This is a genomic window from Rouxiella sp. WC2420 (assembly GCF_041200025.1).
GTDB lineage: Bacteria > Pseudomonadota > Gammaproteobacteria > Enterobacterales > Enterobacteriaceae > Rouxiella.
The window spans coordinates 4,082,233-4,104,288 of sequence record NZ_CP165628.1; the positions used below are offsets into that span (position 1 = coordinate 4,082,233).

The following is a 22,056-nucleotide window of genomic DNA, read 5'->3' on the forward strand; positions in this document are numbered from 1 at the left end:
GGTGAGCAATGCGCAAGGAGTGGGTAGGGGCGATTATCGCCGGGCTGTTATTGAGTGCCTGTAGTTCTCCAGACAACCAACCGCAGCAGGCCGCACCAGAGCCCGCCTACAACGGTCCGGTAGTTGAGATTGGCGGTGCCGATCCCGTCTATGAACCGTTGAACGCGAATGCCAACAACGATTACAGCGCCAACGGTAACAGCTACAAAATCATCAAGGATGCTTCGCGCTTTACCCAGACCGGCACCGCAACCTGGTATGGCAACGAAGCCGGCAGCAATGTTACAGCCAGCGGCGAAGAGTTTGACCCATCGGCAATGACCGCGGCACACCCGACGCTGCCAATCCCGAGCTACGTGCGCGTTACCAACATGGCCAATGGCCGTATGCTTGTCGTGCGCATCAACGATCGCGGCCCGTTCACTCCCGGCAAAATCATTGACTTGTCACAGGCAGCATTTGAGCGATTGAATCTGACCAACAGCACCCGCGTCAAACTCGACATTATCAACGTCGCGCCTGACGGCACGATGTCTGGCCCCGGCACCATCGGGACGACTGTTGCCAAACAAACCTATGCCCTGCCCGCTCGTCCGAGTCTGGGTGCAACAGGTTTAGGCACGCCGACGCAGTCAGCTCCTCCGGCTATCGGTGCGGCTGTTCGCCCGATCGATAACAGTACGCTGAATACACAAGATGATTCATCCGGTGGCGACAGCGCGCAAGGTACCACCGCTGCAACCGGCGGTAGCAGCTTCCTGGGAGCGCCGAAACCGTTGCCATCAGGTGTGCTGGAAAGTAGCGAACCGGCTGCGGTTGCCGATGATTCTGCAGCAGATTCGGGCTCTTCCTCCACGGCTGTTGCAGCCGCGGCTCCGGTAGTTGCAGCACCCGCGGTGACTCGCCCCGCGACTCGCCAGTCTGCGCCGGTTTCCGGCGGTAATTACATGGTACAGGTAGGCGCGTTGAGCAATCCGCAAAATGCAGAGCTGTGGCAGAAAAGCCTGAGCAAACGTTTTGGCGTGCCGGGAAAAGTACAGCCTAACGGCAGCACCTATCGCGTACAGTTAGGGCCGTTTACTCGCCAGCAGGCCGCCCAGTTCCAGCAGCGCCTGTCGAGCGAAGCCCAGCAGCAGTCGTTTGTAGTTTCAGCTTCGGCGATGTAAAAAAGAAAGTAGCGGGACTTTAGCGCCAAAAACAACAGCCCTCATAAAAGTTGGGTGCAGCCCACAAAGTTATTGGTGCTGTGGCAAGGCGGCCAGCGGGTTTATCCGATGAGCTTACACAGGTAAGTGATTCGGATAAATTCGAACAGCCAACGCAGTCACGGTGCCAAGAACATAAAGCCCACAAAGTTATTGGTGCTGTGGCCAGGTGGCCAGCGGGTTTATCCGATGAGCTTACACAGGTAAGTGATTCGGCTAAATTCGCGCAGCCAACACAGTCACGGTGCCAAGAACATAAAGCCCACAAAGTTATTGGTGCTGTGGCAAGGCGGCCAGCGGATTTATCCGATGAGCTTACACAGGTAAGTGATTCGGCTAAATTCGAACAGCCAACGCAGTCACGGTGCCAAGAACATAAAGCCCACAACGTTATTGGTGCCGTGGCAAGGCGGCCAGCGGATTTATCCGATGAGCTTACACAGGTAAGTGATTCGGCAAAATTCGCGCAGCCAACGCAGTCACGGTGCCAAGAACGAAGTGGGTAACCGGTTGTAAAATTCAGTAAATTACCGCAACCCCACGTATTGCCAGATGTCTGATTGTGTCTGTTCTGCTATAGTGTGGCACGTTTTTAATTTACCCTACGGATGTTGTTGTCTCAATCATGAAACTTGCTACTCCTTCTCGTTTAGTCAAGGGCATTGCGCTTGGCACCGTCATTTCTCTAAGCTCAGCGTCTGCCGCCTTTGCTGACGATATTAATCTGAAGACGATGATCCCTGGCGTTCCGCAAATCGATGCCGAAGCCTACGTTCTGATTGACTACAACTCAGGCAAAGTTCTTGCCGAAATGAACGCCGATGCCCGTCGCGATCCTGCCAGCCTGACCAAGATGATGACCAGCTATGTCATCGGGCAAGCCATTAAATCAGGAAAAATCACTCCCAGTGACGTGGTTACCGTAGGTAAAGACGCCTGGGCGACTGGCAATCCGGTGTTCAAAGGCTCATCTCTGATGTTCCTCAAGCCTGGCGATCGCGTACCGGTTTCCGAGCTTAACCGCGGCATTATTCTGCAATCAGGCAATGATGCCTGTGTCGCGATGGCCGATTATGTCGCGGGCAGCCAAGACGCCTTTGTTGGCCTGATGAACAACTACGTGAATGCGTTGGGTCTGAAAAACACTCATTTTGGCACCGTTCACGGCCTTGACGCAGAAGGTCAATACAGCTCGGCGCGCGACATGGCGTTGATTGGCCAGGCGCTGATCCGCGACGTGCCTGAAGAGTATGCAACCTATAAAGAGAAAGAGTTTACTTTCAACAATATCCGCCAGATGAACCGCAACGGTCTGCTGTGGGATTCCAGCCTGCAAGTTGACGGTATTAAAACCGGTCACACTGAATCTGCCGGTTATAACCTGGTTGCCTCTGCCACTGAAGGTCAGATGCGTTTGATCTCTGCAGTAATGGGGGGTCACACCTACAAAGGTCGTGAAGTCGAGAGTAAAAAACTGCTGACTTGGGGCTTCCGCTTCTTTGAAACTGTTGCACCGCTGAAAGCCGGGAAAGATTTCGCTTCCGAGCCAGTCTGGTTTGGCAATACCGATCGCGTAGAGTTGGGCGTAGATAAAGACGCTTACCTGACTATCCCACGCGGTCGGATGAAAGATCTGAAAGCCAGCTATGTGCTTAATAACACTGAGCTGCATGCACCATTGTTGAAGAATCAGGTAGTTGGCTCGATTAACTTCCAGCTTGATGGCAAAACTATCGACCAACGCCCGCTGGTAGTGTTGAACGAAGTCAAAGAAGGTGGCTTCGTCAGCCGCATCGTGGATTATATTAAACTGATGTTCCATCATTGGTTTGGCTAAAACCCTGCTAATGGGGTTGAAAATGTGCGCTTTAACCCCACATGAATAGTATATAATTCTACTCACAACTCCCGCTTTGTCGGGAGTTGTGATTTATACATTTTAATAGCAGTAACTACGCGGGAGTGCACATGAAAACCAAACTTAACGAACTGCTCGAATTCCCCTGCTCATTCACTTATAAAGTGATGGGTCTGGCGCAGCCCGAGTTGGTTGACCAGGTTGTGGAAGTCGTGCAACGTCACGCGCCTGGCGATTACAACCCGCAGGTGAAGCCAAGCAGCAAAGGCAACTACCATTCAGTTTCAATTACCATCACGGCAACGCATATCGATCAGGTAGAAACCCTGTATGATGAGCTGGGAAACATTGAAATTGTACGTATGGTTCTCTAAAGATTAGAGAACATGAGTCAGCGTAGCGCATCGCGTTACGCTGATTTTCTTTATATTGCCCTATTCTCAGAATGACGATGACTGCCGTGCAACGAGAAAAACTGCAACAACGTATTACCCTCCGCCAGCTTGGCCTGCAATCTTATGAACCCGTTTCGCATGCCATGCACGTCTTTACCGATCGCCGTACTCCCGAAACCCAGGATGAAATCTGGCTGGTTGAGCACCCAAAAGTTTTTACTCAGGGTCAGGCCGGTAAAGCAGAACACGTGCTTTTCCCCGGCGATATTCCGGTTGTGCAAAGCGATCGTGGCGGCCAGGTCACCTATCACGGGCCAGGTCAGCAGGTCATGTACGTGATGATTGATATCAAACGCAGAAAAATCGGCGTACGTCAGTTGGTCACCGCCATTGAACAAACCGTGGTCGATACCCTGGCCCATTTCAACATCGATGCTTACCCGAAAGCCGATGCGCCAGGCGTTTACGTCGACGGTAAAAAAATCTGCTCGCTGGGTTTACGCATCCGTAAAGGTTGCTCGTTGCACGGGCTGGCTCTGAATATTGATATGGACTTAGAACCTTTCCAGCGCATTAATCCCTGTGGCTATGCCGGACTGCAAATGACGCAGGCGAGCCTAGAAAAACCAGGGCTTACGCTGGATGAGGTGATGCCAGTATTAGTTAAAGCATTTAACAAGCAGCTGGGTTATCACCAGGTAGATTATTCGTTCGGATTACCGACAGAAAATGCGACTGAGTAAAACCGTTTAATATCCAACTATATAATTTTTAATTACGTAGTTGGGTATTTATTCGCACAATATTAAATAGCGAAAATATAAACTTCATTATAAATGGTCGACACTATCATATTTATATTTTTTCCTCATAGCATGCCTAATCTCGGAAAAGGTTATGGGGTAAATTTCATCAGATTGATTAAAAGCCTGAATATTACTATTTGTGTACCTTTCACGTTTTATTTGCGCATCCCGCATAATATCAGAATAGCCTCTTTGGTTGACATAATAGTTCATAAAACTCACGCCTGAGAGTTTAGAACTATTACTATTAGCCCAATCAAGTCCCAATTTAGAGGTTTTTCTAAAAAATGCATTTATAAATGCATTTGTTACATGATCTACAGATCTCCGTCTTATGTGTTGGTGATCGTATATCAGCTTGCGCATTACTTTGTGTCCATATTTATTGCTGCTTTTGAATGCTGTTTTTAAATTATCGAAAATCATTTCATAGTTATTTGTATTTAAACCATTAATTCCCATATTAGTAGAATCAGTATTTTTCCCTAAAAAATCTAACACAGTTTTGTCCATACGAGAAAAACTTAAATAATCATAATTCTTTTTAAGAAAGCTAGACCAACTCTTTAAAAGATCTGTAGCTTCTACTAGGGTGAGCCATCGGTATTCTTGCATAAGATCGGTAGCATTTATCGCTCCAACATTAATACCTTTTTTTAAATCATCGATTATGTTGGTTGTCATAAGTTTATCTGGTGACAAGCCCAAACTAGCATTTAAATTATCTATTCTAATCCATCTGAGATTATTAAGGTTTCCGTGCTGATTTTTATATTTATGTTCATAATCTCCCCTGGCTGCTTCCATACCATAAAACAATTTTATCGGTTTAGCTTGTGCAGATGTGCTCGCTGATGGCATTGATTTATTTTTATACATGATGAACTCACGGTTTCTATAAGAGGATTACTTACCCCATTATTGCAGCGCTATCGACTATAAAATAAGTGGAAAAACACCACTTACAGCATAGGCTTACCGTTTTTAGGGCAGCTTTGCTGTCGGTGGCGTAGCTATTGGTATAAGTGGGACGCTAAACGGCTCTGCCTACGCCCCTACTCTCACTCTTTTGCCTCTCGTTGCGCCGACTCAGCCCAACGTCAGCGTTTTAAGCGGCCCGAGTACGGAGAAAATACTCGCCGATTTCGCAATCGTAACCTTAAAATAACCTCATGAATTATAAGTAAATTTATAAAATTAATAATTTTTCAACAAATAAATAACATAATTTCGCGCTTTATCTTCGTGAGAGGGCTGAATGCAGCCCCGCTTCAATGATATAATTTCTAGCAATTTTTTAATGAAGCAGCTAGTTCATTGAATGTCATAAAAAATCTCGCCTGCGAGAGACGAAACTGGAAACTGCAAGATTATGAGTAAACCGATCCAAATGGAACGCGGCGTCAAATACCGCGATGCTGATAAGATGGCGTTAATCCCGGTGAAAACCGTGGTCACAGACCGGCAGGAAATGCTTCGCAAACCGGCCTGGCTGAAAATTAAACTTCCTGCCGACTCCTCTCGTATTCAGGGCATTAAAGCGGCATTGCGCAAGAATGGTCTGCACTCCGTTTGTGAAGAGGCCGCGTGCCCTAACCTTTCAGAATGCTTTAACCACGGTACCGCAACCTTTATGATCCTCGGCGCTATCTGTACTCGCCGTTGCCCATTCTGTGACGTTGCCCATGGCCGCCCTATCGCCCCTGACACCAATGAACCTGGCAAACTGGCGCAAACCATTGCCGATATGGGCCTGCGCTACGTGGTTATCACCTCGGTTGACCGCGACGACCTGCGCGACGGCGGTGCTCAGCACTTTGCCGACTGTATCAGTGCTATCCGCGAGAAGAATCCGACCATCAAGATTGAAACGCTGGTTCCCGACTTCCGTGGACGTATGGATCGCGCTCTGGAAATTCTTAACGAAACTCCGCCAGACGTGTTCAACCATAATCTCGAAAACGTGCCGCGTGTTTATCGCCAGGTTCGTCCCGGTGCCAACTATGAGTGGTCACTGAAGCTGCTTGAACGTTTCAAAGAAGCGCATCCTGAAGTACCGACCAAGTCAGGTTTAATGGTGGGTCTGGGCGAAACTAATGAAGAAATTCTTGAGGTTATGCGTGACCTGCGTCGTCACGGTGTGACCATGCTAACGCTAGGACAATACCTGCAGCCTAGCCGTCACCACCTGCCGGTTCAGCGTTACGTCAGTCCTGATGAGTTTGAATATATGAAAGAAGAAGCGCTGGCGATGGGCTTTACCCACGCCGCCTGCGGACCTTTCGTTCGTTCCTCTTATCACGCCGACCTGCAGGCCAAAGGCATCGAAGTTAAGTGATTCGTTAATTAATCATCGAGCCTGCATAAAAAAAGCTGCTTATCAAAGCAGCTTTTCCATTTAGACTTCAATAATTCCAAACAATCAAATTACATTAACTCACTGCACTAGCCCATTTCCAGCTCAATATTAATCATGTGAACTCACGCCAGTTAAATTAATAAAGTACTGATACACTAACGCCCTCACCATTAATTAGAAAGGATACTAATTATAATGGCATATCCTCCAATATTAGGGCCTGACGGGGAAGTTTTAAAAAATAATATGCGTGAAGCACGTGAAAACGGAAACTCACGAGATATGGCCACTGCTGAAACCTATTATTGGTTCTATCAAAAGGTCAGGAATCGCGGCCCCTGGGATTATAAACAGTTCGATCCATACTGGGATAAATTTGGCAATTTCAATTACGGGGCAGCGGGTACGGCGGCAGGAATACCGAGTGAAATACTCCTTATGGGCGCAGGTTTTGCTCAAGAGCGAGCCGGCACATCTAACCCGGAATGGGGCAGATGGTATAGCGAGCCGCCATTCGGTGACGATCCTACCGACCAAGGATACATCAGAGATGGAATAGCGTATGCAATACAAAATGGCTATTAAGCGGAAATATAAAATAACTTTGTCGCTCCTTTTTCCCTTAACCGTCGCTTGGGTAATAATTAGTTATCCCAATAATTATGCTAAAGAAGAACTTCAGAGAAGATATAAAATAAATGACCAAATGTGGCTTTACATGACTAAAAACTCACATGGCGGAGCCACATTACCCATTATTTATCGATACTATCTGGCTGGAGATCTAAAGGTCAATGACTCAGCAATACTTAGCCAATTAAATAGTAAAACTCTGATTCTGGAAGGTACCGGGACAGTTTATAAAATTGAAGCCGACAATAATTTTAATGTTCTCATTCACTACAGTGGCAAGGTTTTCACCCTAAATCACAACGTAAAATATAATTACGCGCAGAAGAATATCACCGCATCCGTGAGTTATAAAATAAATTAATTGAAAACTATTGGCACAAACTCATAAAAAAAGCTGCTTATCAAAGCAGCTTTTTTTCAGCAAATTCATTCAAGAATGAATCAGTCTTTATGCTCTACACGCTGTTCAACCTGCGCGTCAGCTTTGGCTACTGGAGCCGGATCGTCATTCATGGCCTTTTTAAAGCCTCTCAGCGCTGCGCCAAGGTCGCCGCCAAGTGAACGAAGTTTGCTGGTACCAAAAAGCAGCACAATCAGCACGCCGACAACTAACAGTTTAGTAATACTCAAACCTTCCATAAATACCTTCTTTACACTGGTTGCTGATTTAAACAGCTGGAGAATAAAATTGCCGCGCATGGCGACCTGAATTCCATCCCTGTACGGATTATAACCATACAGCCATTATGAGCCTGTAGGGCCGCACGTTAAAGCATTTCTTTGTTTAATTATTTTATTTTACAAAGCGCCATGGGACATAAAAAGTGGGGGGATTATACGCCCGTGACCTTGGTTGAAACAAACCTTGAGTGCTACCTTTAACCAGAAACCAACACATTTACAACAATAAAAGACGAGGAAAGATGAAAAAACTTCATCCATCTTCCCACACCTTTATTTTTTTCAACTATTTAGATAAACCGGCTCAGAAAAGCCTGGAAACGTGGATGCTGTGGATTTAAGAGCACCTCTTCCGGTGGTCCCTCTTCAATTACAAAACCGCCGTCCATAAATACCACGCGATCTGCTGCTTCACGGGCAAAACCTATTTCGTGGGTGACGACAATCATGGTCAAGCCCTGATCGGCAAGGCTGCGCATGGTAGCAAGTACTTCCCCTACCAGTTCAGGGTCCAGCGCTGAAGTTGGCTCATCGAACAGCATCAGTTTGGGTTTGATCGCCAGCGCTCGGGCAATTGCCACGCGTTGCTGTTGGCCGCCGGAAAGATGCCGAGGATAAGCATGGGCTTTATCACTCAACCCGACTTTTTCCAGCAGGGCGCGCGCATAACTCTCGGCCTCATGACGGCTTTGCTTATGCACGCCAATCGGCGCTTCGACAATGTTTTGCAACACGGTCATGTGCGGATAAAGGTTAAACTGCTGAAAAACCATGCCGATATCGCGACGCTGGCGAGCAATGCCGCGCTCGGAGAGTTTACGCAGCTGGTCGCCGTGCAATTCATAACCGATTTGCTCCCCGCCGACCATAATCGTACCGCGATCGATATCTTCCAAGTGATTGATACAGCGTAAAAAGGTCGATTTACCTGAGCCAGATGGCCCGAGTATTACCACGACTTCACTTTGTTTCACATCAAGATCGATGCCTTTTAGTACTTCATTATCGCCATAACTTTTGTGCACATTACGCGCAGTAACCAGCAAATTTTGCGCATCGGATGGGCTCTGACTCATAAGTCCTCCTTCTGAGCAAGATTTGGGTGGGAGACGACCGCTTTCTGGGCTGCGCCTGGCTGACGGCGCTTGGCCGCCACGGTTCGGCGAGTGCCTTTAGAATAAAAGCGTTCAATAAATGACTGACCGACGTTTAGTACCGAGGTGATTAACAGATACCAAATCACCGCAACCATCAGCATCGGCACCACTTCAAAGGTGCGATTATAAATAGTTTGTACCGAGTAAAGCAGATCACCCATGGCGATAACACTCACCAATGACGTCGCTTTAATCATGCTAATCAACTGATTACCAGTCGGAGGAATAATCGAACGCATTGCCTGAGGAATGATAATTCGGCGCAGCGCGCGGCCACGGCTCATACCGAAAGCCTGTGCAGTTTCAGCCTGGCCATTGTCAACGGAAAGCAAACCGGCGCGGATAATCTCGGCCATATAAGCAGCTTCGTTCAACGCAAGACCGGCAATTGCCGCGGTTAACGGCGTGATCAGATCATTGGTATTCCAGCTGGCGAAGGTTGGCCCGATAAACGGCAAACCGATTGCCACGTGAGGAAACAGCGTCGACATGTTGTACCAGAATAACAACTGAACCAGCAGCGGCGTGCCGCGAAAGAACCAGACATACAGGCCAGACAGGCGACGCAGCAGCATGCTTTGCGACAACCGCCCTACCGCCAGTAGCAGGCCCAAAAGAGTACCCAGCAGCATCGATATCACAGTAAGACCGAGCGTCACGCCAAGCCCGTGGATCACCGAAGCCTCGGTAAACCACTGCGAGACAACGTGCCATTCAAAGTTAGGATTGCGCGCGACGCTGATAATCACATCAAGGGCGATGATCAGCACCACAATCCAGGCTACCCAACGACCGTAATTACGCGGCGCGTGTGCAAACTCAACATTACGTCGTGGGTCAGGGGTAGTTTTCTCGGTCATTTAGTTGGTTTTCCCAGGTTAATGCCCGGTGCTGGCAGCATGTTGCCCTCGAGACCCCATTTTTTCATGATTATCGCATAAGTGCCGTTGGTAAAGAGTTCCTGATAGGCAGCCAGGACAACTTTGCCGATTTCGGAATCTTTAGGCACTACGGTTCCCTGGAAAATGTCATTGAAGCCGTTAGACTTGCCAGCGCCTGCCAGTGTTAGCTGGCCGTTGGACTCTTTGATGAAATAAGTCAAAGGGGCTTGAGATGAGAAGAAAGCATCAGATCGTTTGGAGCGAACCGCTAAAATGGAGGTTGGCTGGTCAGTAAATGACTGCACGGTAACGGCAGGTTTTCCCGCTTTCACACAGTCTTCAGACTGCTGTTTAATCACTTTCTCGGCAGAGCCAGCAGCCATCACGGCAATGCGTAAGCCACAGGTATCGGCCAGAGATTGAATGTTTTTCGGATTACCGTTGGGTACCGCGAAGGCCACATATTCTTTAACGAAATCAACGAAGTCGTTTTTCGCCTGGCGCTCTGGGTAATCGCCAATCGGACCGATGCCCATCTGATAACGCCCCGAAGAAATCCCGGTCAGAATACCGGAAAGGCCGCTTACAGAGGCGTGTTCAACCTTGACGCCCAACAGCTGGCCCATAGACGTTGCCAGGTCGGCGCTGGCACCGTCCAAAGAGTTTGTACCGGTAACGATTTCATAAGGAGGAAACGAACCATTATTGACCGAAGTCAGCACGCCCGATTTCTGGATATCGGCAGGGAGTTTGGCGTGCAGGGCCGGGTCCATTTTTACAACTGGAATAGCAACGGTTTCAGCAGCAAACGCGTTTACGGAAAGCAATGCAGCAGACAGAACGGCGGCACGACGAATTTGTTTTACCATCATCTTAATTTCCTCTGTGTAAAAGCAAGCGTTGGTGTTGTGAATGTGAATTTCTTATTTTTTTGCACCTTCCATGGTGATGAAATCCTGGGCGCCTTAGAGTTTTTTAACCACAATTTCCGGCGCTGATATCGTGGCTTTTAGAAAGTGCTCCCTGGTGTTGGTTCGCACTCTTGCTGCTTAGCTGGCCGCTATCGTTAGGTTGACGCCAACGACCCGCTATCTTTGAGCAAACTGTTTTCAGTTAAACGGTTTACTTATTTATTGCATCGCCATGGCGAAGTATCTTTAGATTATTTCATTTGCTGAACGCCAAAACTATTTCAACTGCGGAACACCAAAGCAGCGATTTTCAAGTACTGGCAACGCTTTACGAGCGTAGGCCAAACGATCGCGATTGATATCGGCAAACACGAGTGCTGGCGCTTCGGCGGCACGAGCAATCGCCACACCCAGTGGGTCAACCACCATGCTGTTACCGATATTACGTTCGCCGCACTCGCCGACTGCCACGATATAGCTGGTGTTCTCCAGCGCGCGAGCTGTGACCAAGACTTCCCAATGCATTTCTTTCAGCGGACCTTTAACCCAGGCCGCAGGCAGAACCAGCACTTCGGCACCGTCAAGAACCAGACGACGCGCCAGCTCGGGGAAACGCACGTCATAACAAGTCATCAGGCCAATTTTATAGCCTGCCACCTCGACCAGCGGCGGCACTTCAGTGCCCGGAGTGACGTTTTTTGACTCTTTGTTGGCAAAAGCATCGTACAGGTGAAGTTTGCGGTATTCAGAAATAATTTCGCCATTACGGATAGAAATCAATACGTTCCATGCACGACCATCTGGAGCCGGAGTGTGGATGCTCATCATGGTGGTCAACTGATTGCCTTTACTGGCGGCGACGAGTTTGCTGACAAACGGGCCGTCGAGCGGCTGTGCGGCTTTCAGTACCAAATCTGGATCGGTGATATCACGCGCCAAAATACCTTCCGGCAAAACCAGCAGATCGGCACCAGCCTCCAGCGATTTTTCCATCAGTGTCAGGCAAGTTTCGACGTTTGTTTCCCACTCGCGGGAAACGGCAAATTGGCCCATTGCAACTTTCATTCTAATTCCTCTGCCCTATAGGGTTAAAACGGCCTGCTCAGGTTATTTGGCGTAAGCCGGGAAGAGATCCGCTGGCGTCAAACGCACTGCAGTGATCTTCTGAACATAAAGCTCATTAGCAAAATCGTCGATCATTTTTTTGTTTTGCTCAAAGCCGTTGTCATTCCAGGTCACTGGCAAATCCACCACAGTGCGACGAATATCATCCAGCAACCACGGTGTGGTATCGGCATATTTCGCCCGCTTGTCCATCCAAACCTGATAAGACTTGTCGATAATTTCGCTCAATGCTGCGGCCAACCACGGGTGCTCGGCGGCGACATCGGACTTGATAGCCAGGATGTGCATGCCGGGAACGTAACCAACGCGATTAAAATATTCGAGCTCTGACTGGCGGAAATCAGGCTGTAACTGGCGGAAACCTGAGCCCGGCTTGAAGAAACCTTCAGGCATAAACGGCGTGAACACCGCGTCCAGCCAGCCTTCTTTCAACAGATCCATCATCGGACGTTCGCCCGGACAGGCTTCGATACGCCCTTCGCGACCGAAGCCGTTAAGGCGATCGACAATCGGGTGTGCCTCGGTCAGTCGGCCGGCACACCAATAAGCATCGTCAATACCCACGCCGTCTACGCCCAGCACGGTGCGGGTCCAGGTATTGCCCGAATCTTGCCAACCGGTCACGCCAATGCGTTTACCCGCCAGCTCGGAAATTTTGGTCAACGGGCTGTCATCACGGGTGATAATGCAGCGCTGACGGAAACCACGCATCAGAAAATGCGGCACGGCAAACACGTCATCTTCGCCCTTGGCGCGGCCCTGTGCGTAACGGCTGAAGGAGATCTCAGCGGCGTCGTATTTGTCGCTGGTGCCTAAATCACCCACCAGCGTCCCGATGCGTTCAATCTCGAGATTGAAGCCTTCAGGTTTGATATCGCCCAACGCCAGCGGCGTAAAATAATCCCAGTCACGAACGGCCAGCCTGATAGTAATCGCCACGTTTTTCCCCTTATGTCTGCAAAATTGCATCTTCACAAATACTGCATGCCCGAGCGGAGAGTGATCACATTCATCTAGATGTGATTATTTTATCGCCTCCGTTGACTAAGTTTGATACTAATAGCATAAATTAATATGTACAATAGAATCTTTGTTACTGAACAAAAGGTGATTTGATGGGTGAAACCCTGAAAGAAAAAACGCTTGATGCTGAGTGGTTCGCTGGCCATTTGCAGGACCGCTCCATGCGCGGCATCGCGATTGAAACCGCCGCCATGATCCGCTCAGGCGTTATCGAGATTGGCACCCATTTGCCTGCAGTACGTGAACTCGCCCAAACACTTGGGGTCAGCCCGGCTACCGTTTCCGCCGCCTGGGGACAGCTCAGAAGACAAAAAGTCATCGCTGGCCGAGGCCGTAACGGTGTCTGGGTCTGCGGCGATACTCTTTCTCCGCGCCCGGCAAGATTCGAAAAAATCGGCAATTTTGGCGACCATATCATGGCCGATATGACGCTGGCCTCCCCCGATCCCGAGCTTTTGCCACGTCTCAATCAGGCGCTGTTGAGCAGCGTAGAAGCCGAAAATCTTAACAGTTATCAACGCGAGGCTATCTCGCAGGTATTGGTTGATGCGGTTTTACCCAGTTGGCCCTATGCGGCAGACGCATTTATGGCTGCCGACGGCGGTTTTGATGCCATGAATCTCACGCTGCAAACGCTGATCATGCAAGGCTCAGTGGTGGCTATCGAAGACCCAACGGCTACGCGCTTGCTGGACATGCTGGATAATATTGGTGCGCAGGTCATTGCAGTAAAATGCGATGAGTTTGGTCCCATTCCCGAATCATTGCAGCTGGCGTTAGGCAAGAATCCGGCTGCTTTTATCTACCAGCCGCGCACCCATTCTCACTGCGGACATATCGTTAACTCCGAGCGTATGGCGGAAATGGCGGAGATTTTGCGCAGTAGTCAGGCCCTGATTATCGAAGACGATGGCATTGGTGAACTGGCCAGTACCGAGCCTTTGAGCCTCGGCACTTATCTGCCAAAACGCACGGTGCATGTACGCTCCTATTCCAAGGCCTATGGGCCTGACCTGCGGATGGCGGTTATTTCCAGCTCTCATGATTTAATCAAACAAATCAAATCGTTCCGCAATTTCGGTGCAGGGTGGTCGAGCCGCATCTTGCAACACGCACTGGCGTGGTTGATTAACGATCCGGTGACGCAAGCAGGTATTGTTGAGGCGAAAAGAGTCTACGCCGAGCGACGTCAGGCACTGGTCGATGCGCTGGCGGTGCGCGGTATTCACCTGCCAACGCGCGAGGGATTATCAGTGCTGATCCCCGTGCCTTCCGAACAGTTTGCGCTGGTCACTCTGGCGGCACGCGGTATTGCCGTGTTGCCCGGCGAGCGGAGTCGCATTGGACCGGGGCAGTTTATTCGCGCCAGCACTAGCCTGATGCGTCTTGAGCAGGTTGAAACTATCGCCGATGCGATTCTGTTAGCGATGGGATAGAGGCCAGATAACACTACAAATTGAGACTCGATTTCGCTAAAATCACTGCGGCGCGCTGTCTGGCGTGCCGTTTTCTGGAGATGACATTCCTCCCAAACCGCCCTGACCGGCTAATGATGTCTACGCAATCTCGCGAGAGGTTCGTAGCATGACGCCGGAACCTTTCTAAACTTTAACTCCTATATTGAAAGGCATTTATGTTTAATACCCTCCTGGCAGTTTTCATTGGCGGCGGCGTGGGCAGCGTGTCGCGCTGGTATATCAGCCTGAAATTAAATCCGACCAGCTCGCTAATCCCCATTGGGACGCTAGTCGTGAATCTAACCGGGGCGTTGATTATCGGCCTGATGATCGCCCTGTTTAACCGCATGACTCAGTGGGATCCAGTGTGGAAAATGCTGCTCACCACCGGTTTGTGCGGCGGCTTGACCACCTTCTCGACCTTCTCGCTGGAAGTAGTGTATATGTTGCAAGACGGCCGCTTCGGCGCTGCGCTGTTAAATATCGCCCTCAACCTTATCGGCTCGATAGCTATGACCATGCTCGGGTTTATGCTGGTGAGTTGGTACAGCGCACACTAGTCTTAGCGTAAACCTTATATAAAAGAGCTGCTGTCAATCGATCGCAGCTCTTTTTGCTACATTTATAATACAAATATTTACCTTACCTTCTATCTTCCCTATAATTGAGAATGAACGTTCACACTTCTAATCTCAAGCTTATATTCATAGTTAACCTATTGATTTTGAGACAAGAAGCTATTTTTTACTTGTCAGGTGCCACTATGCATCCCGCTAACCAAACTAAAGATCAACGCGTTTGTGCGCGCAGGGACCAGATCGTCGCCGCTTCACGACTTTGTTTTCGCAAGCACGGATTTCACGGTGCAGGCATGGCTGAGATAGCTAAGATGTCACAACTCAGCGTGGGCCAAATCTACCGTTATTTCGTAAACAAAGACGCCATTATTGAAGAAATAGTACGGCGTATCGTCTTCAAAAAAATACAAATCATGACCGGTGGCGCGCACAACCTGAAACAAATGGCGAGTAACTTGGCGTATCGAGTGATTGGTGTTCAAAACATTGACCACAGTCAGTTCGGTGATTGCCCGGAACTTAGCCCGGAGCAGAACGAAATCGATCACGCTCTGATGCTGGAAGTAACGGCTGAGGCCACACGCAATCAGGTTGTCGCTAAAATTCTACGAGATGCCGAAGCAAAATTGTTTAATGAAGCCAAGGCGATGATGACGCCTTATTATCCCGACATGAGTGAACAAGAACTCACGGCGCGTCTGGAAATGATGGCAGTATTATGCGAGGGCACGGCATTTCGTCGATTAACGCATAAGCACGCTGACTCGGAAATATTAAAATCTATTTATAATCAATTATTTTGCAAAGTCTTTAATGACTATTCTCCTTCAAACACAGCGGAAAATTAATGAGCGATCATTTGGTAAACAAGCGCCTAGGCTATGCCTTGGTTTTGGGGTCACTGGCGGCACTTGGACCCCTTTGTACCGATCTTTATCTACCGGCTCTGCCCACTTTGGCGCATGAATTAGATACTACTACTGCAACCAGCCAGCTTAGCCTCACCACCGGACTGCTGGGGTTAGGCGCGGGTCAGCTAATTTTTGGTCCGCTGAGTGACCGTTTTGGTCGTATTCGGCCGCTGTTATTTTCTCTGTTTCTGCTATTGGCCGCATCACTGTGGTGTGCGCTGGCACCTAACATCGACCAGCTGATTATTGCCCGTCTGCTGCAGGGCATTGCCGGAGCGGGTGGCGCAGTATTGTCTCGTGCGGTGGCGCGTGACCTGTATAGCGGACACGAACTGACTAAGTTCTTCGGTTTGCTGATGCTGGTTAATGGATTGGCACCAATCATTGCCCCCGTTCTTGGTGGCGGATTGCTGACTTTCCTCAGCTGGCGCGGAATTTTCGGCGCATTGGCAGTCATTTCAGTGATGCTGTTTATTGCATCCTACGCAAAATTGCACGAAACCCTCCCCGTAGAACGGCGATCTTCAGGGGGTGCCGGAGCGATGCTGAAATCATTAATGATGCTGTTAAGTGAACGTCAGTTTATGGGGCTGTGCCTGACTCAGGGCTTTGTTATGGCCGGAATGTTTTCTTACATTGGCGCATCGCCGTTTGTACTTCAGCAGATTTACAGCCTTAGCCCAATAGCCTTCAGCCTGTGTTTTGCCATAAACGGTATGGGGCTGGTGATTGCCGCACAGATTTCTACTCGCCTTGCGGCGGTGTGGGGCGAGCTAATGATGGTGAAGATTGGCCTTTGTATTGCCGCGGTTGCATCAGTCGCGCTGGTTATTGCCGGGATGGTGCATGCACCGCTGGTTGCCCTGCTGGTTCCGCTGTTCTTCTCAATCATGAATATCGGGATTATTGGACCTAACGCCGGTTCTCTGGCGATGCAAAGCCAAGGTCGTAATGCGGGAAGTGCCTCTGCCTTGCTCGGTGTTTGCATGTTTGCTCTAGGCGCAATCGCCGTACCGTTTACCGGTATCGGCGGCACCTCGGCGCTGTCGATGGGGCTGACCATTTGCGGCTGCTTCTTTATCGCAATCCTGATGTTTGTATTCCTGGCCCGTCCGACATTCCGAAAAAGCCTGATTCCCCAAACTTGAGATATCTGAGCAACAGGCAAAAAAAAACCCGCATCTGCGGGTTTTTTAGAATTCGGCTAAAGTTAGATAGCGATAACGTTAGCAGCCGACGGGCCTTTGGCGCCATTGGTGATTTCGAACTCTACACGCTGGCCTTCAGCAAGGGTCTTGAAACCGTTGCTTGAAATAGCAGAGAAATGAACGAAAACATCTTTGCTGCCATCTTCAGGGGTAATGAAACCAAAACCTTTTGATTCATTGAACCACTTAACGCTACCTTTAATCTTAGACATCAAACTTACCTTAACGTGAATGTAAAACACAAAAAGTGTGTCATTGACAGTACAGCAATAGATTTAAGTTTTGTCCAGAAATCCGATTGCAAAAAGCGATAAAGTTCTCACTCTTCGATTTTGAACAAACATAAATATTGTGCAATGCCAATTTTACCGAGCGCCAAGGCTTCATTTTTTAGAAAAATGAATCGTCGTCGTCGTCGTTATTCCCGCCAAAGAAGCTGTCATCAGAGTCATTCAGGAAGCCTGAATAAGTATTGTCACTGCTATTGCTGTTGTCATTATCGTTGTTATACACCGGGTTATCCCAGGAATTGTCGCCGCTCAACAACGGATCGGTTGCCGGGTTGAAATTCTCGGTCGTGTTGTTTACCGAGTTATCTTCAACGATGTTGACGATTTCTGAAGGCTGGCTGTGATGGAACATGCCGGTCAGCATGTCTGCCAGCACTACCCCACCCGCGACACCTGCGGCAGTTTTCAATGCGCCACCGATAAAGCCAGAACCGATTGGCGCAGCAGGGGCCTGCTGGTATGCCGGTTGTTGAGGTGCTTGCTGATATGCCGGCTGTTGCGGTGCAGCATTGTTACCCCAGCCGTTATTCTGGGTGCCTGGAATGGGCGCATTACCGGAAGATTGGCTATTTTGCGGCTGGCTGTTACCACCGCCAAACAGTCCAGCCAGGAAGCCAGTACTTTGCGGTTTACTGTTCTGAGCCTGACTTTGCAGCTGCGCAACCTGCTGTTGCAATTCCTGAACCTGAGCATTCATTCGCTTGAGCGCGGCTTCTTGAATGATCATGGACTGCGCCATGTAATAAGGCGCGGAAGGCTGCTTGCTCACACAAGACTGAATGAGGCGCTCAGCCTCAGCGTCACGCGGTGCGGTATTGGATTCTGCCTGTTGTAAACGGCTGAATAGCCCTTCAATCAAACGCTGTTCTTCGGATTGCATAGAATCACCTTATCACTGTTTATTACTGGCCACGCGAAAGCATGGCCAAGTTGACACTCACACTAATACAAATAGTTTCATCTATGAATTAACTGAGTGTCAACAAATGTGATCGGCGTAAAGTTGTGTACGGTTATTTCTTCGGCTGCCAGCCGAAGATAAAGTTCTTGTCCGGCAACTGGGTGAAATTACGCACAATTTCATGGTAAGTCTTGGACGGATCCAAATCTTTAAACTGCTGCGGATAAATATCTTTTGCCAGATATTCCATGCCGACAATATTGTACGGATGGTTATAGAACTGATGATAAATTGCATAAACGCGCTGGTCCATAACTGCTGGAACCTGTGCTACACCGGTGCGCGAGGTCAACACTTTAGCTTCCTTATCGACCTCAGCCTGAGTTGCGGAGTAGCCAAACGGCATCATGGTCGTCTGGCCTTTGCCCGGATGGATAGAGCCGGTAAAGATATAGACGTCAGGTTTCATGCTGATCACTTTTTCCAGCGCGACTTCACCGGTTGCACCCGGCAGCAGCGCTGAACCGATATTCTTCGCACCGACCGCTTCAATCAGTTTCCCCCAGCCGGTTTCACCATGAGTAAAACAGCAAGAGTCGGAACGACCCGCCAGCGGTTCGATAAACACGTTAGGACGGTCTTTGATTGCAGCAATTGCATCCTGAATGTGTTGATAATGCGCTTTATAGAAAGTGGTATAGGCAGAAGCATTCTTCTCCTGATTCAATACCTTACCTAAAAGCTCGATACTTGGCGCAGTGTCTTGGGCTGGGTTGATATCGTAATCAACGAAAACGATTGGGATATGCAAGGCATTCAGCTTGTCGATCACCCCGCCCTGTTGCAGTGACTTTTTCGCCCGCAGCTGGGCAATCATCAGATCAGGATGCTTGGCAATCACCGTTTCTAAATCAACCTGCCCCTGGTCGCTAAAGCCCATGTCGAGGATTTTGGTCGATTCAGGCCATTTGCCTTTCAGCATATCCCAGGTACCGGCATCGGTTGTTTTCAGCAGGTTATTCCACGCCACTACGCGCTTGAAAGGATCGCTTTTATCCAACAACGCCAACGACAAAATGTCACGGCCATCCTGCACGATGACCCGCTCAGGCTCTTTATTAATGGTGATTTTCTGGCCCGAAAGATCGGTAACAGTCAGCGGGTAAGTCGTGGCAAAGGAGGCGAAAGAAGCCGCCATCAGGCCCGCTGCGGCAAGTACGCGTGTGGCATTGTTAAGCAGGATTTTATTCAAAATAAAGGTATCCAGGCAGTTGATTTACAAATAGAAATGATTCTGATAACCATTATCAAACAGGTGCAAATAATAACCATTTAACGGCGTTGCGGGCAATGTTTTTAGGAAAAGTCAAACTGACTGGCAAGTCCCACAAATTCATAAAACAATTAAATTCATGAAGTTAGCCTGATTAAACAACATAATTTTGTGATTGCAGAAAAAGAACTGACGCGAGATTTCGCGCCAGTTTTGATTAAAAACACCCTTTCGGAAACAATTAAGTGTTTTTACTCTCCGAGATAGCGCCATAAGAACTCGCTGACCAACGCACGCTTGAAGGCGTTTTGCGCTTTGTCTGCCGCAGCACTGTGGCCCCCCTCGGTGTTTTCGTAAAAATAAACATTCTCGATGCCAGATTGCTGCATTTTAGCGGCCATCTTTCTGGCGTGCCCTGGACCCACGCGGTCATCGCTGGTCGCAGTAGTGAACAACACCGGAGGATAGGTTTTTAGCGGATCGATATTCTGATACGGCGAAAACGCTTTAATAAACGCCCACTCTTCCGGTTTCTGCGGATCGCCATACTCGGCAATCCATGAGGCACCGGCAGAAATTTGTGTATAACGCAGCATGTCCAGCAATGGCACCTCGCAGACAATCGCCCCAAACAGCTCAGGATAAAGTGTCAACATATTGCCGACTAACAGGCCGCCGTTGCTGCCGCCCTGTGCCGCGAGATGCGCCGCTGAGGTAATTTTACGAGTAATCAAGTCTTTAGCTACCGAAGAAAAATCCTCATAGGCGCGCAGGCGTTTCTCTTTCAATGCAGCCTGATGCCAGCGCGGGCCAAATTCTCCACCGCCGCGAATATTGGCAATCACAAACACCCCGCCGCGTTCGAGCCACGCAGTGCCGGTCACGCCGAGGTAGTAAGGATCGAGAGAAACCTGGAAACCGCCATAGCCATACAGCAGAGTCGGATTGCTGCCATCCAGCACCATGTCTTTGGCCGAGATGGCAAAATACGGGACCGCCGTGCCGTCATCCGAGGCGGCAAAATGCTGTGCTACCTGATACTTCGACGCATCAAAATAGCTCGGTGCCTGCTTGATTATCTCCGCGGCCTTCCCGTGCTGCTCACCCAGCACGCCGTAATACAGCGAGGTCGGCTGCAAGAAACCGGTCACCGTCATAAAGTACTCGTTGGTGTCTTCATCGATGCCCGAGGCACTGATTTTGCTAAGCTCCGGCGCATCGCCCAGCCCCTGACGGGTCCAAAGTCCGGCCTCGGATTTCAGCACTTCCAGACGATTGACCACGTTGTCCATAATGCTGAGGATCAGATAATCACGGGTCATCGAGAAGTTTGACAGCGTCGTGGTCTCACCCGGCGTAAACAGGGTCTTGAACTTGCGATCGCCCGCCATAAAGCGGTCGAATTCAGTAACCAGCAAGCTGCCGGAAGAATAGGTTTCCTCGCCGACAGTCCATTCTGATGACAGAGAAAGCAACAGCCACTGCCTCCAGGTACTGAAACGGGCGTCTTGCGGGATCTCGAGCGGCAGCAGCTTTTTCTCTTGTTCCTGCTGAGTTTCGTCGAGCAGAAAGACTTCGCGATGATAAAAATCAAGGGTTCTGCCGACGAAATTACGTTCATAGCCCGGCGTGTCATCGCGCACGATCATTACCGACATATCGGTAGGCTCGGCGCTGAACTGGGTTATCGCACTTTCGAGGGGCGTCCCACGCTGCCAGATTTTGGCAATACGCGGATAACCCGAGGTAGTCATTGAACCCGGACCGAAATCGGTAGCGATAAACAAACGGTCGTGGTCAATCCACGTTACGCGGCTTTTAGCCGACGGCAGGTTAAAACCGTCCTCGACAAAACTCAGCGTAGTTAAATCAAATTCGCGAATTGCCGAGGCATCTCCTCCGTCGGGAGAGAGATGCAACAGCCCGCGCCGATACTCTGGCGCAAGAGTCTGAATGCCGTGATAAACCCAGTCGGTGCCTTCTGCCGCGCCCAAAGCATCGATGTCCAGCACGGTTTCCCAAACGGGTGACTCTGTACGATAAGAGGCAAAACTGGTACGACGCAGCAGGCCACGCGGATTTTTTTCATCCTGCCAGAAGTTGTAAAAATAGTGCCCGCATTTGTTGACCATCGGGATTTGCGTCGAAGCATTCAGACAGTCAAATACATCGCTGCGGATGGTTTCAAATCGATCGCTCTCGGCAAATTCACGGCGAGTTTGCTGACTTTGCTGAATGGCCCAATCTACGGCAGTTTCGCCATTGATCTCTTCCAGCCAGACAAAATCGTCCGCGGCTTGCTGGAAATCCTCTGAATTTGATGACGTAAAAGTGCCTGATGACATAAAACCTGCTCCTGCGTGTTTTTAGCAAATATAAGCAATCTGATGAAAGCGTTCCAATC

The 22,056-nt window shown here is 49.3% G+C and carries 22 protein-coding genes and 1 riboswitch; of the genes, 11 read left to right on the forward strand and 11 right to left on the reverse strand.

Annotation, left to right across the window (positions count from 1 at the left end):
* Positions 1-8: 8 nt before the first annotated feature.
* The 4 genes from rlpA to lipB all read left to right on the forward strand — a co-directional run bounded on the left by rlpA (position 9) and on the right by lipB (position 4,201).
* Positions 9-1,166, forward strand: coding sequence for an endolytic peptidoglycan transglycosylase RlpA (gene rlpA, locus AB3G37_RS18920; protein ID WP_369788776.1), 1,158 nt, complete (start codon positions 9-11; stop codon positions 1,164-1,166).
* A 664-nt stretch (positions 1,167-1,830) separates the two neighbouring features.
* A complete protein-coding gene (gene dacA / locus AB3G37_RS18925) occupies positions 1,831-3,042 on the forward strand; it encodes a D-alanyl-D-alanine carboxypeptidase DacA (protein ID WP_009636894.1) in 1,212 nt (403 codons plus the stop codon).
* Between the two features lie 131 nt (positions 3,043-3,173).
* Positions 3,174-3,437, forward strand: coding sequence for a DUF493 family protein YbeD (gene ybeD, locus AB3G37_RS18930; RefSeq protein WP_009636895.1), 264 nt, complete (start codon positions 3,174-3,176; stop codon positions 3,435-3,437).
* A gap of 71 nt (positions 3,438-3,508) precedes the next feature.
* On the forward strand, positions 3,509-4,201 hold the full coding sequence (lipB, locus tag AB3G37_RS18935) for a lipoyl(octanoyl) transferase LipB (protein ID WP_369788777.1): 693 nt from the start codon (positions 3,509-3,511) through the stop codon (positions 4,199-4,201).
* Between the two features lie 87 nt (positions 4,202-4,288).
* Here the strand turns inward: lipB and AB3G37_RS18940 are convergent, their stop codons facing one another.
* Complete coding sequence (locus AB3G37_RS18940) at positions 4,289-5,143, reverse strand: hypothetical protein (RefSeq protein WP_369788778.1); 855 nt, start codon at positions 5,141-5,143, stop codon at positions 4,289-4,291.
* 493 nt (positions 5,144-5,636) lie between these two features.
* Between AB3G37_RS18940 and lipA the strand changes: the two genes are divergently transcribed.
* The 3 genes from lipA to AB3G37_RS18955 all read left to right on the forward strand — a co-directional run bounded on the left by lipA (position 5,637) and on the right by AB3G37_RS18955 (position 7,617).
* Positions 5,637-6,602, forward strand: a complete 966-nt coding sequence (lipA, locus tag AB3G37_RS18945; protein WP_369788779.1) for a lipoyl synthase — start codon at positions 5,637-5,639, stop codon at positions 6,600-6,602.
* 216 nt (positions 6,603-6,818) lie between these two features.
* Positions 6,819-7,208 carry a polymorphic toxin type 44 domain-containing protein gene (locus AB3G37_RS18950; protein ID WP_369788780.1) on the forward strand — a complete coding sequence of 130 codons (390 nt, stop codon included), beginning with the start codon at positions 6,819-6,821 and terminating at the stop codon, positions 7,206-7,208.
* The gene (locus tag AB3G37_RS18955; protein WP_369788781.1) at positions 7,186-7,617 is read left to right on the forward strand and encodes a hypothetical protein; all 432 of its coding nucleotides are present in this window, start codon (positions 7,186-7,188) and stop codon (positions 7,615-7,617) included. The genes AB3G37_RS18950 and AB3G37_RS18955 overlap by 23 nt, the downstream gene beginning before the upstream one ends.
* 80 nt (positions 7,618-7,697) lie before the next feature.
* On the opposite strand, the gene tatA is transcribed toward AB3G37_RS18955, so the two are convergent.
* From tatA to AB3G37_RS18985, 6 genes are all read right to left on the reverse strand, one after another.
* On the reverse strand, positions 7,698-7,895 hold the full coding sequence (tatA, locus tag AB3G37_RS18960) for a Sec-independent protein translocase subunit TatA (protein WP_009636902.1): 198 nt from the start codon (positions 7,893-7,895) through the stop codon (positions 7,698-7,700).
* A 332-nt stretch (positions 7,896-8,227) separates the two neighbouring features.
* Positions 8,228-9,013 carry an amino acid ABC transporter ATP-binding protein gene (locus tag AB3G37_RS18965; protein ID WP_369788782.1) on the reverse strand — a complete coding sequence of 262 codons (786 nt, stop codon included), beginning with the start codon at positions 9,011-9,013 and terminating at the stop codon, positions 8,228-8,230.
* Positions 9,010-9,954, reverse strand: a complete 945-nt coding sequence (locus tag AB3G37_RS18970) for an amino acid ABC transporter permease (RefSeq protein WP_369788783.1) — start codon at positions 9,952-9,954, stop codon at positions 9,010-9,012. The genes AB3G37_RS18965 and AB3G37_RS18970 overlap by 4 nt, the downstream gene beginning before the upstream one ends.
* Complete coding sequence (locus AB3G37_RS18975) at positions 9,951-10,847, reverse strand: ABC transporter substrate-binding protein (RefSeq protein WP_009636905.1); 897 nt, start codon at positions 10,845-10,847, stop codon at positions 9,951-9,953. The genes AB3G37_RS18970 and AB3G37_RS18975 overlap by 4 nt, the downstream gene beginning before the upstream one ends.
* A gap of 315 nt (positions 10,848-11,162) precedes the next feature.
* Positions 11,163-11,951, reverse strand: a complete 789-nt coding sequence (locus AB3G37_RS18980) for a deaminated glutathione amidase (RefSeq protein ID WP_009636906.1) — start codon at positions 11,949-11,951, stop codon at positions 11,163-11,165.
* A 42-nt stretch (positions 11,952-11,993) separates the two neighbouring features.
* Positions 11,994-12,950 carry a nitrate ABC transporter substrate-binding protein gene (locus tag AB3G37_RS18985; RefSeq protein WP_369788784.1) on the reverse strand — a complete coding sequence of 319 codons (957 nt, stop codon included), beginning with the start codon at positions 12,948-12,950 and terminating at the stop codon, positions 11,994-11,996.
* A gap of 176 nt (positions 12,951-13,126) precedes the next feature.
* On the opposite strand from AB3G37_RS18985, the gene AB3G37_RS18990 reads away from it, so the two are divergent.
* The 4 genes from AB3G37_RS18990 (at position 13,127) to AB3G37_RS19005 (ending at position 17,128) form a co-directional block, all read left to right on the forward strand.
* On the forward strand, positions 13,127-14,470 hold the full coding sequence (locus AB3G37_RS18990; protein ID WP_369788785.1) for an aminotransferase class I/II-fold pyridoxal phosphate-dependent enzyme: 1,344 nt from the start codon (positions 13,127-13,129) through the stop codon (positions 14,468-14,470).
* 67 nt (positions 14,471-14,537) lie between these two features.
* Positions 14,538-14,600: riboswitch (Fluoride riboswitch) on the forward strand.
* Positions 14,601-14,667: 67 nt separating this feature from the next.
* Entirely contained in the window at positions 14,668-15,051 is a 384-nt protein-coding gene (gene crcB, locus AB3G37_RS18995) for a fluoride efflux transporter CrcB (RefSeq protein ID WP_009636909.1), read from the forward strand.
* Positions 15,052-15,254: 203 nt separating this feature from the next.
* Entirely contained in the window at positions 15,255-15,917 is a 663-nt protein-coding gene (locus AB3G37_RS19000) for a TetR/AcrR family transcriptional regulator (RefSeq protein ID WP_009636910.1), read from the forward strand.
* Entirely contained in the window at positions 15,917-17,128 is a 1,212-nt protein-coding gene (locus AB3G37_RS19005) for a multidrug effflux MFS transporter (RefSeq protein WP_009636911.1), read from the forward strand. The genes AB3G37_RS19000 and AB3G37_RS19005 overlap by 1 nt, the downstream gene beginning before the upstream one ends.
* 62 nt (positions 17,129-17,190) lie before the next feature.
* Here the strand turns inward: AB3G37_RS19005 and cspE are convergent, their stop codons facing one another.
* From cspE to AB3G37_RS19025, 4 genes are all read right to left on the reverse strand, one after another.
* The gene (gene cspE, locus AB3G37_RS19010; protein ID WP_009636912.1) at positions 17,191-17,400 is read right to left on the reverse strand and encodes a transcription antiterminator/RNA stability regulator CspE; all 210 of its coding nucleotides are present in this window, start codon (positions 17,398-17,400) and stop codon (positions 17,191-17,193) included.
* A 178-nt stretch (positions 17,401-17,578) separates the two neighbouring features.
* The gene (locus AB3G37_RS19015; protein ID WP_369788786.1) at positions 17,579-18,358 is read right to left on the reverse strand and encodes a DUF2076 domain-containing protein; all 780 of its coding nucleotides are present in this window, start codon (positions 18,356-18,358) and stop codon (positions 17,579-17,581) included.
* 133 nt (positions 18,359-18,491) lie between these two features.
* On the reverse strand, positions 18,492-19,619 hold the full coding sequence (locus AB3G37_RS19020) for an ABC transporter substrate-binding protein (protein ID WP_369790996.1): 1,128 nt from the start codon (positions 19,617-19,619) through the stop codon (positions 18,492-18,494).
* A 284-nt stretch (positions 19,620-19,903) separates the two neighbouring features.
* The gene (locus AB3G37_RS19025; protein ID WP_369788787.1) at positions 19,904-21,997 is read right to left on the reverse strand and encodes a prolyl oligopeptidase family protein; all 2,094 of its coding nucleotides are present in this window, start codon (positions 21,995-21,997) and stop codon (positions 19,904-19,906) included.
* Positions 21,998-22,056: the final 59 nt, after the last annotated feature.

Excerpts from the sequence above, each read along its gene's own strand:
- rlpA (WP_369788776.1), top strand. The coding sequence starts at position 9 with ATGCGCAAGGAGTGGGTAGGGGCGATTATCGCCGGGCTGTTATTGAGT.
- dacA (WP_009636894.1), top strand. The coding sequence starts at position 1,831 with ATGAAACTTGCTACTCCTTCTCGTTTAGTCAAGGGCATTGCGCTTGGC.
- ybeD (WP_009636895.1), top strand. The coding sequence starts at position 3,174 with ATGAAAACCAAACTTAACGAACTGCTCGAATTCCCCTGCTCATTCACT.
- lipB (WP_369788777.1), top strand. The coding sequence starts at position 3,509 with ATGACGATGACTGCCGTGCAACGAGAAAAACTGCAACAACGTATTACC.
- AB3G37_RS18940 (WP_369788778.1), bottom strand. The coding sequence starts at position 5,143 with ATGTATAAAAATAAATCAATGCCATCAGCGAGCACATCTGCACAAGCT.
- lipA (WP_369788779.1), top strand. The coding sequence starts at position 5,637 with ATGAGTAAACCGATCCAAATGGAACGCGGCGTCAAATACCGCGATGCT.
- AB3G37_RS18950 (WP_369788780.1), top strand. The coding sequence starts at position 6,819 with ATGGCATATCCTCCAATATTAGGGCCTGACGGGGAAGTTTTAAAAAAT.
- AB3G37_RS18955 (WP_369788781.1), top strand. The coding sequence starts at position 7,186 with ATGCAATACAAAATGGCTATTAAGCGGAAATATAAAATAACTTTGTCG.
- tatA (WP_009636902.1), bottom strand. The coding sequence starts at position 7,895 with ATGGAAGGTTTGAGTATTACTAAACTGTTAGTTGTCGGCGTGCTGATT.
- AB3G37_RS18965 (WP_369788782.1), bottom strand. The coding sequence starts at position 9,013 with ATGAGTCAGAGCCCATCCGATGCGCAAAATTTGCTGGTTACTGCGCGT.
- AB3G37_RS18970 (WP_369788783.1), bottom strand. The coding sequence starts at position 9,954 with ATGACCGAGAAAACTACCCCTGACCCACGACGTAATGTTGAGTTTGCA.
- AB3G37_RS18975 (WP_009636905.1), bottom strand. The coding sequence starts at position 10,847 with ATGATGGTAAAACAAATTCGTCGTGCCGCCGTTCTGTCTGCTGCATTG.
- AB3G37_RS18980 (WP_009636906.1), bottom strand. The coding sequence starts at position 11,951 with ATGAAAGTTGCAATGGGCCAATTTGCCGTTTCCCGCGAGTGGGAAACA.
- AB3G37_RS18990 (WP_369788785.1), top strand. The coding sequence starts at position 13,127 with ATGGGTGAAACCCTGAAAGAAAAAACGCTTGATGCTGAGTGGTTCGCT.
- crcB (WP_009636909.1), top strand. The coding sequence starts at position 14,668 with ATGTTTAATACCCTCCTGGCAGTTTTCATTGGCGGCGGCGTGGGCAGC.
- AB3G37_RS19000 (WP_009636910.1), top strand. The coding sequence starts at position 15,255 with ATGCATCCCGCTAACCAAACTAAAGATCAACGCGTTTGTGCGCGCAGG.
- AB3G37_RS19005 (WP_009636911.1), top strand. The coding sequence starts at position 15,917 with ATGAGCGATCATTTGGTAAACAAGCGCCTAGGCTATGCCTTGGTTTTG.
- cspE (WP_009636912.1), bottom strand. The coding sequence starts at position 17,400 with ATGTCTAAGATTAAAGGTAGCGTTAAGTGGTTCAATGAATCAAAAGGT.
- AB3G37_RS19015 (WP_369788786.1), bottom strand. The coding sequence starts at position 18,358 with ATGCAATCCGAAGAACAGCGTTTGATTGAAGGGCTATTCAGCCGTTTA.
- AB3G37_RS19025 (WP_369788787.1), bottom strand. The coding sequence starts at position 21,997 with ATGTCATCAGGCACTTTTACGTCATCAAATTCAGAGGATTTCCAGCAA.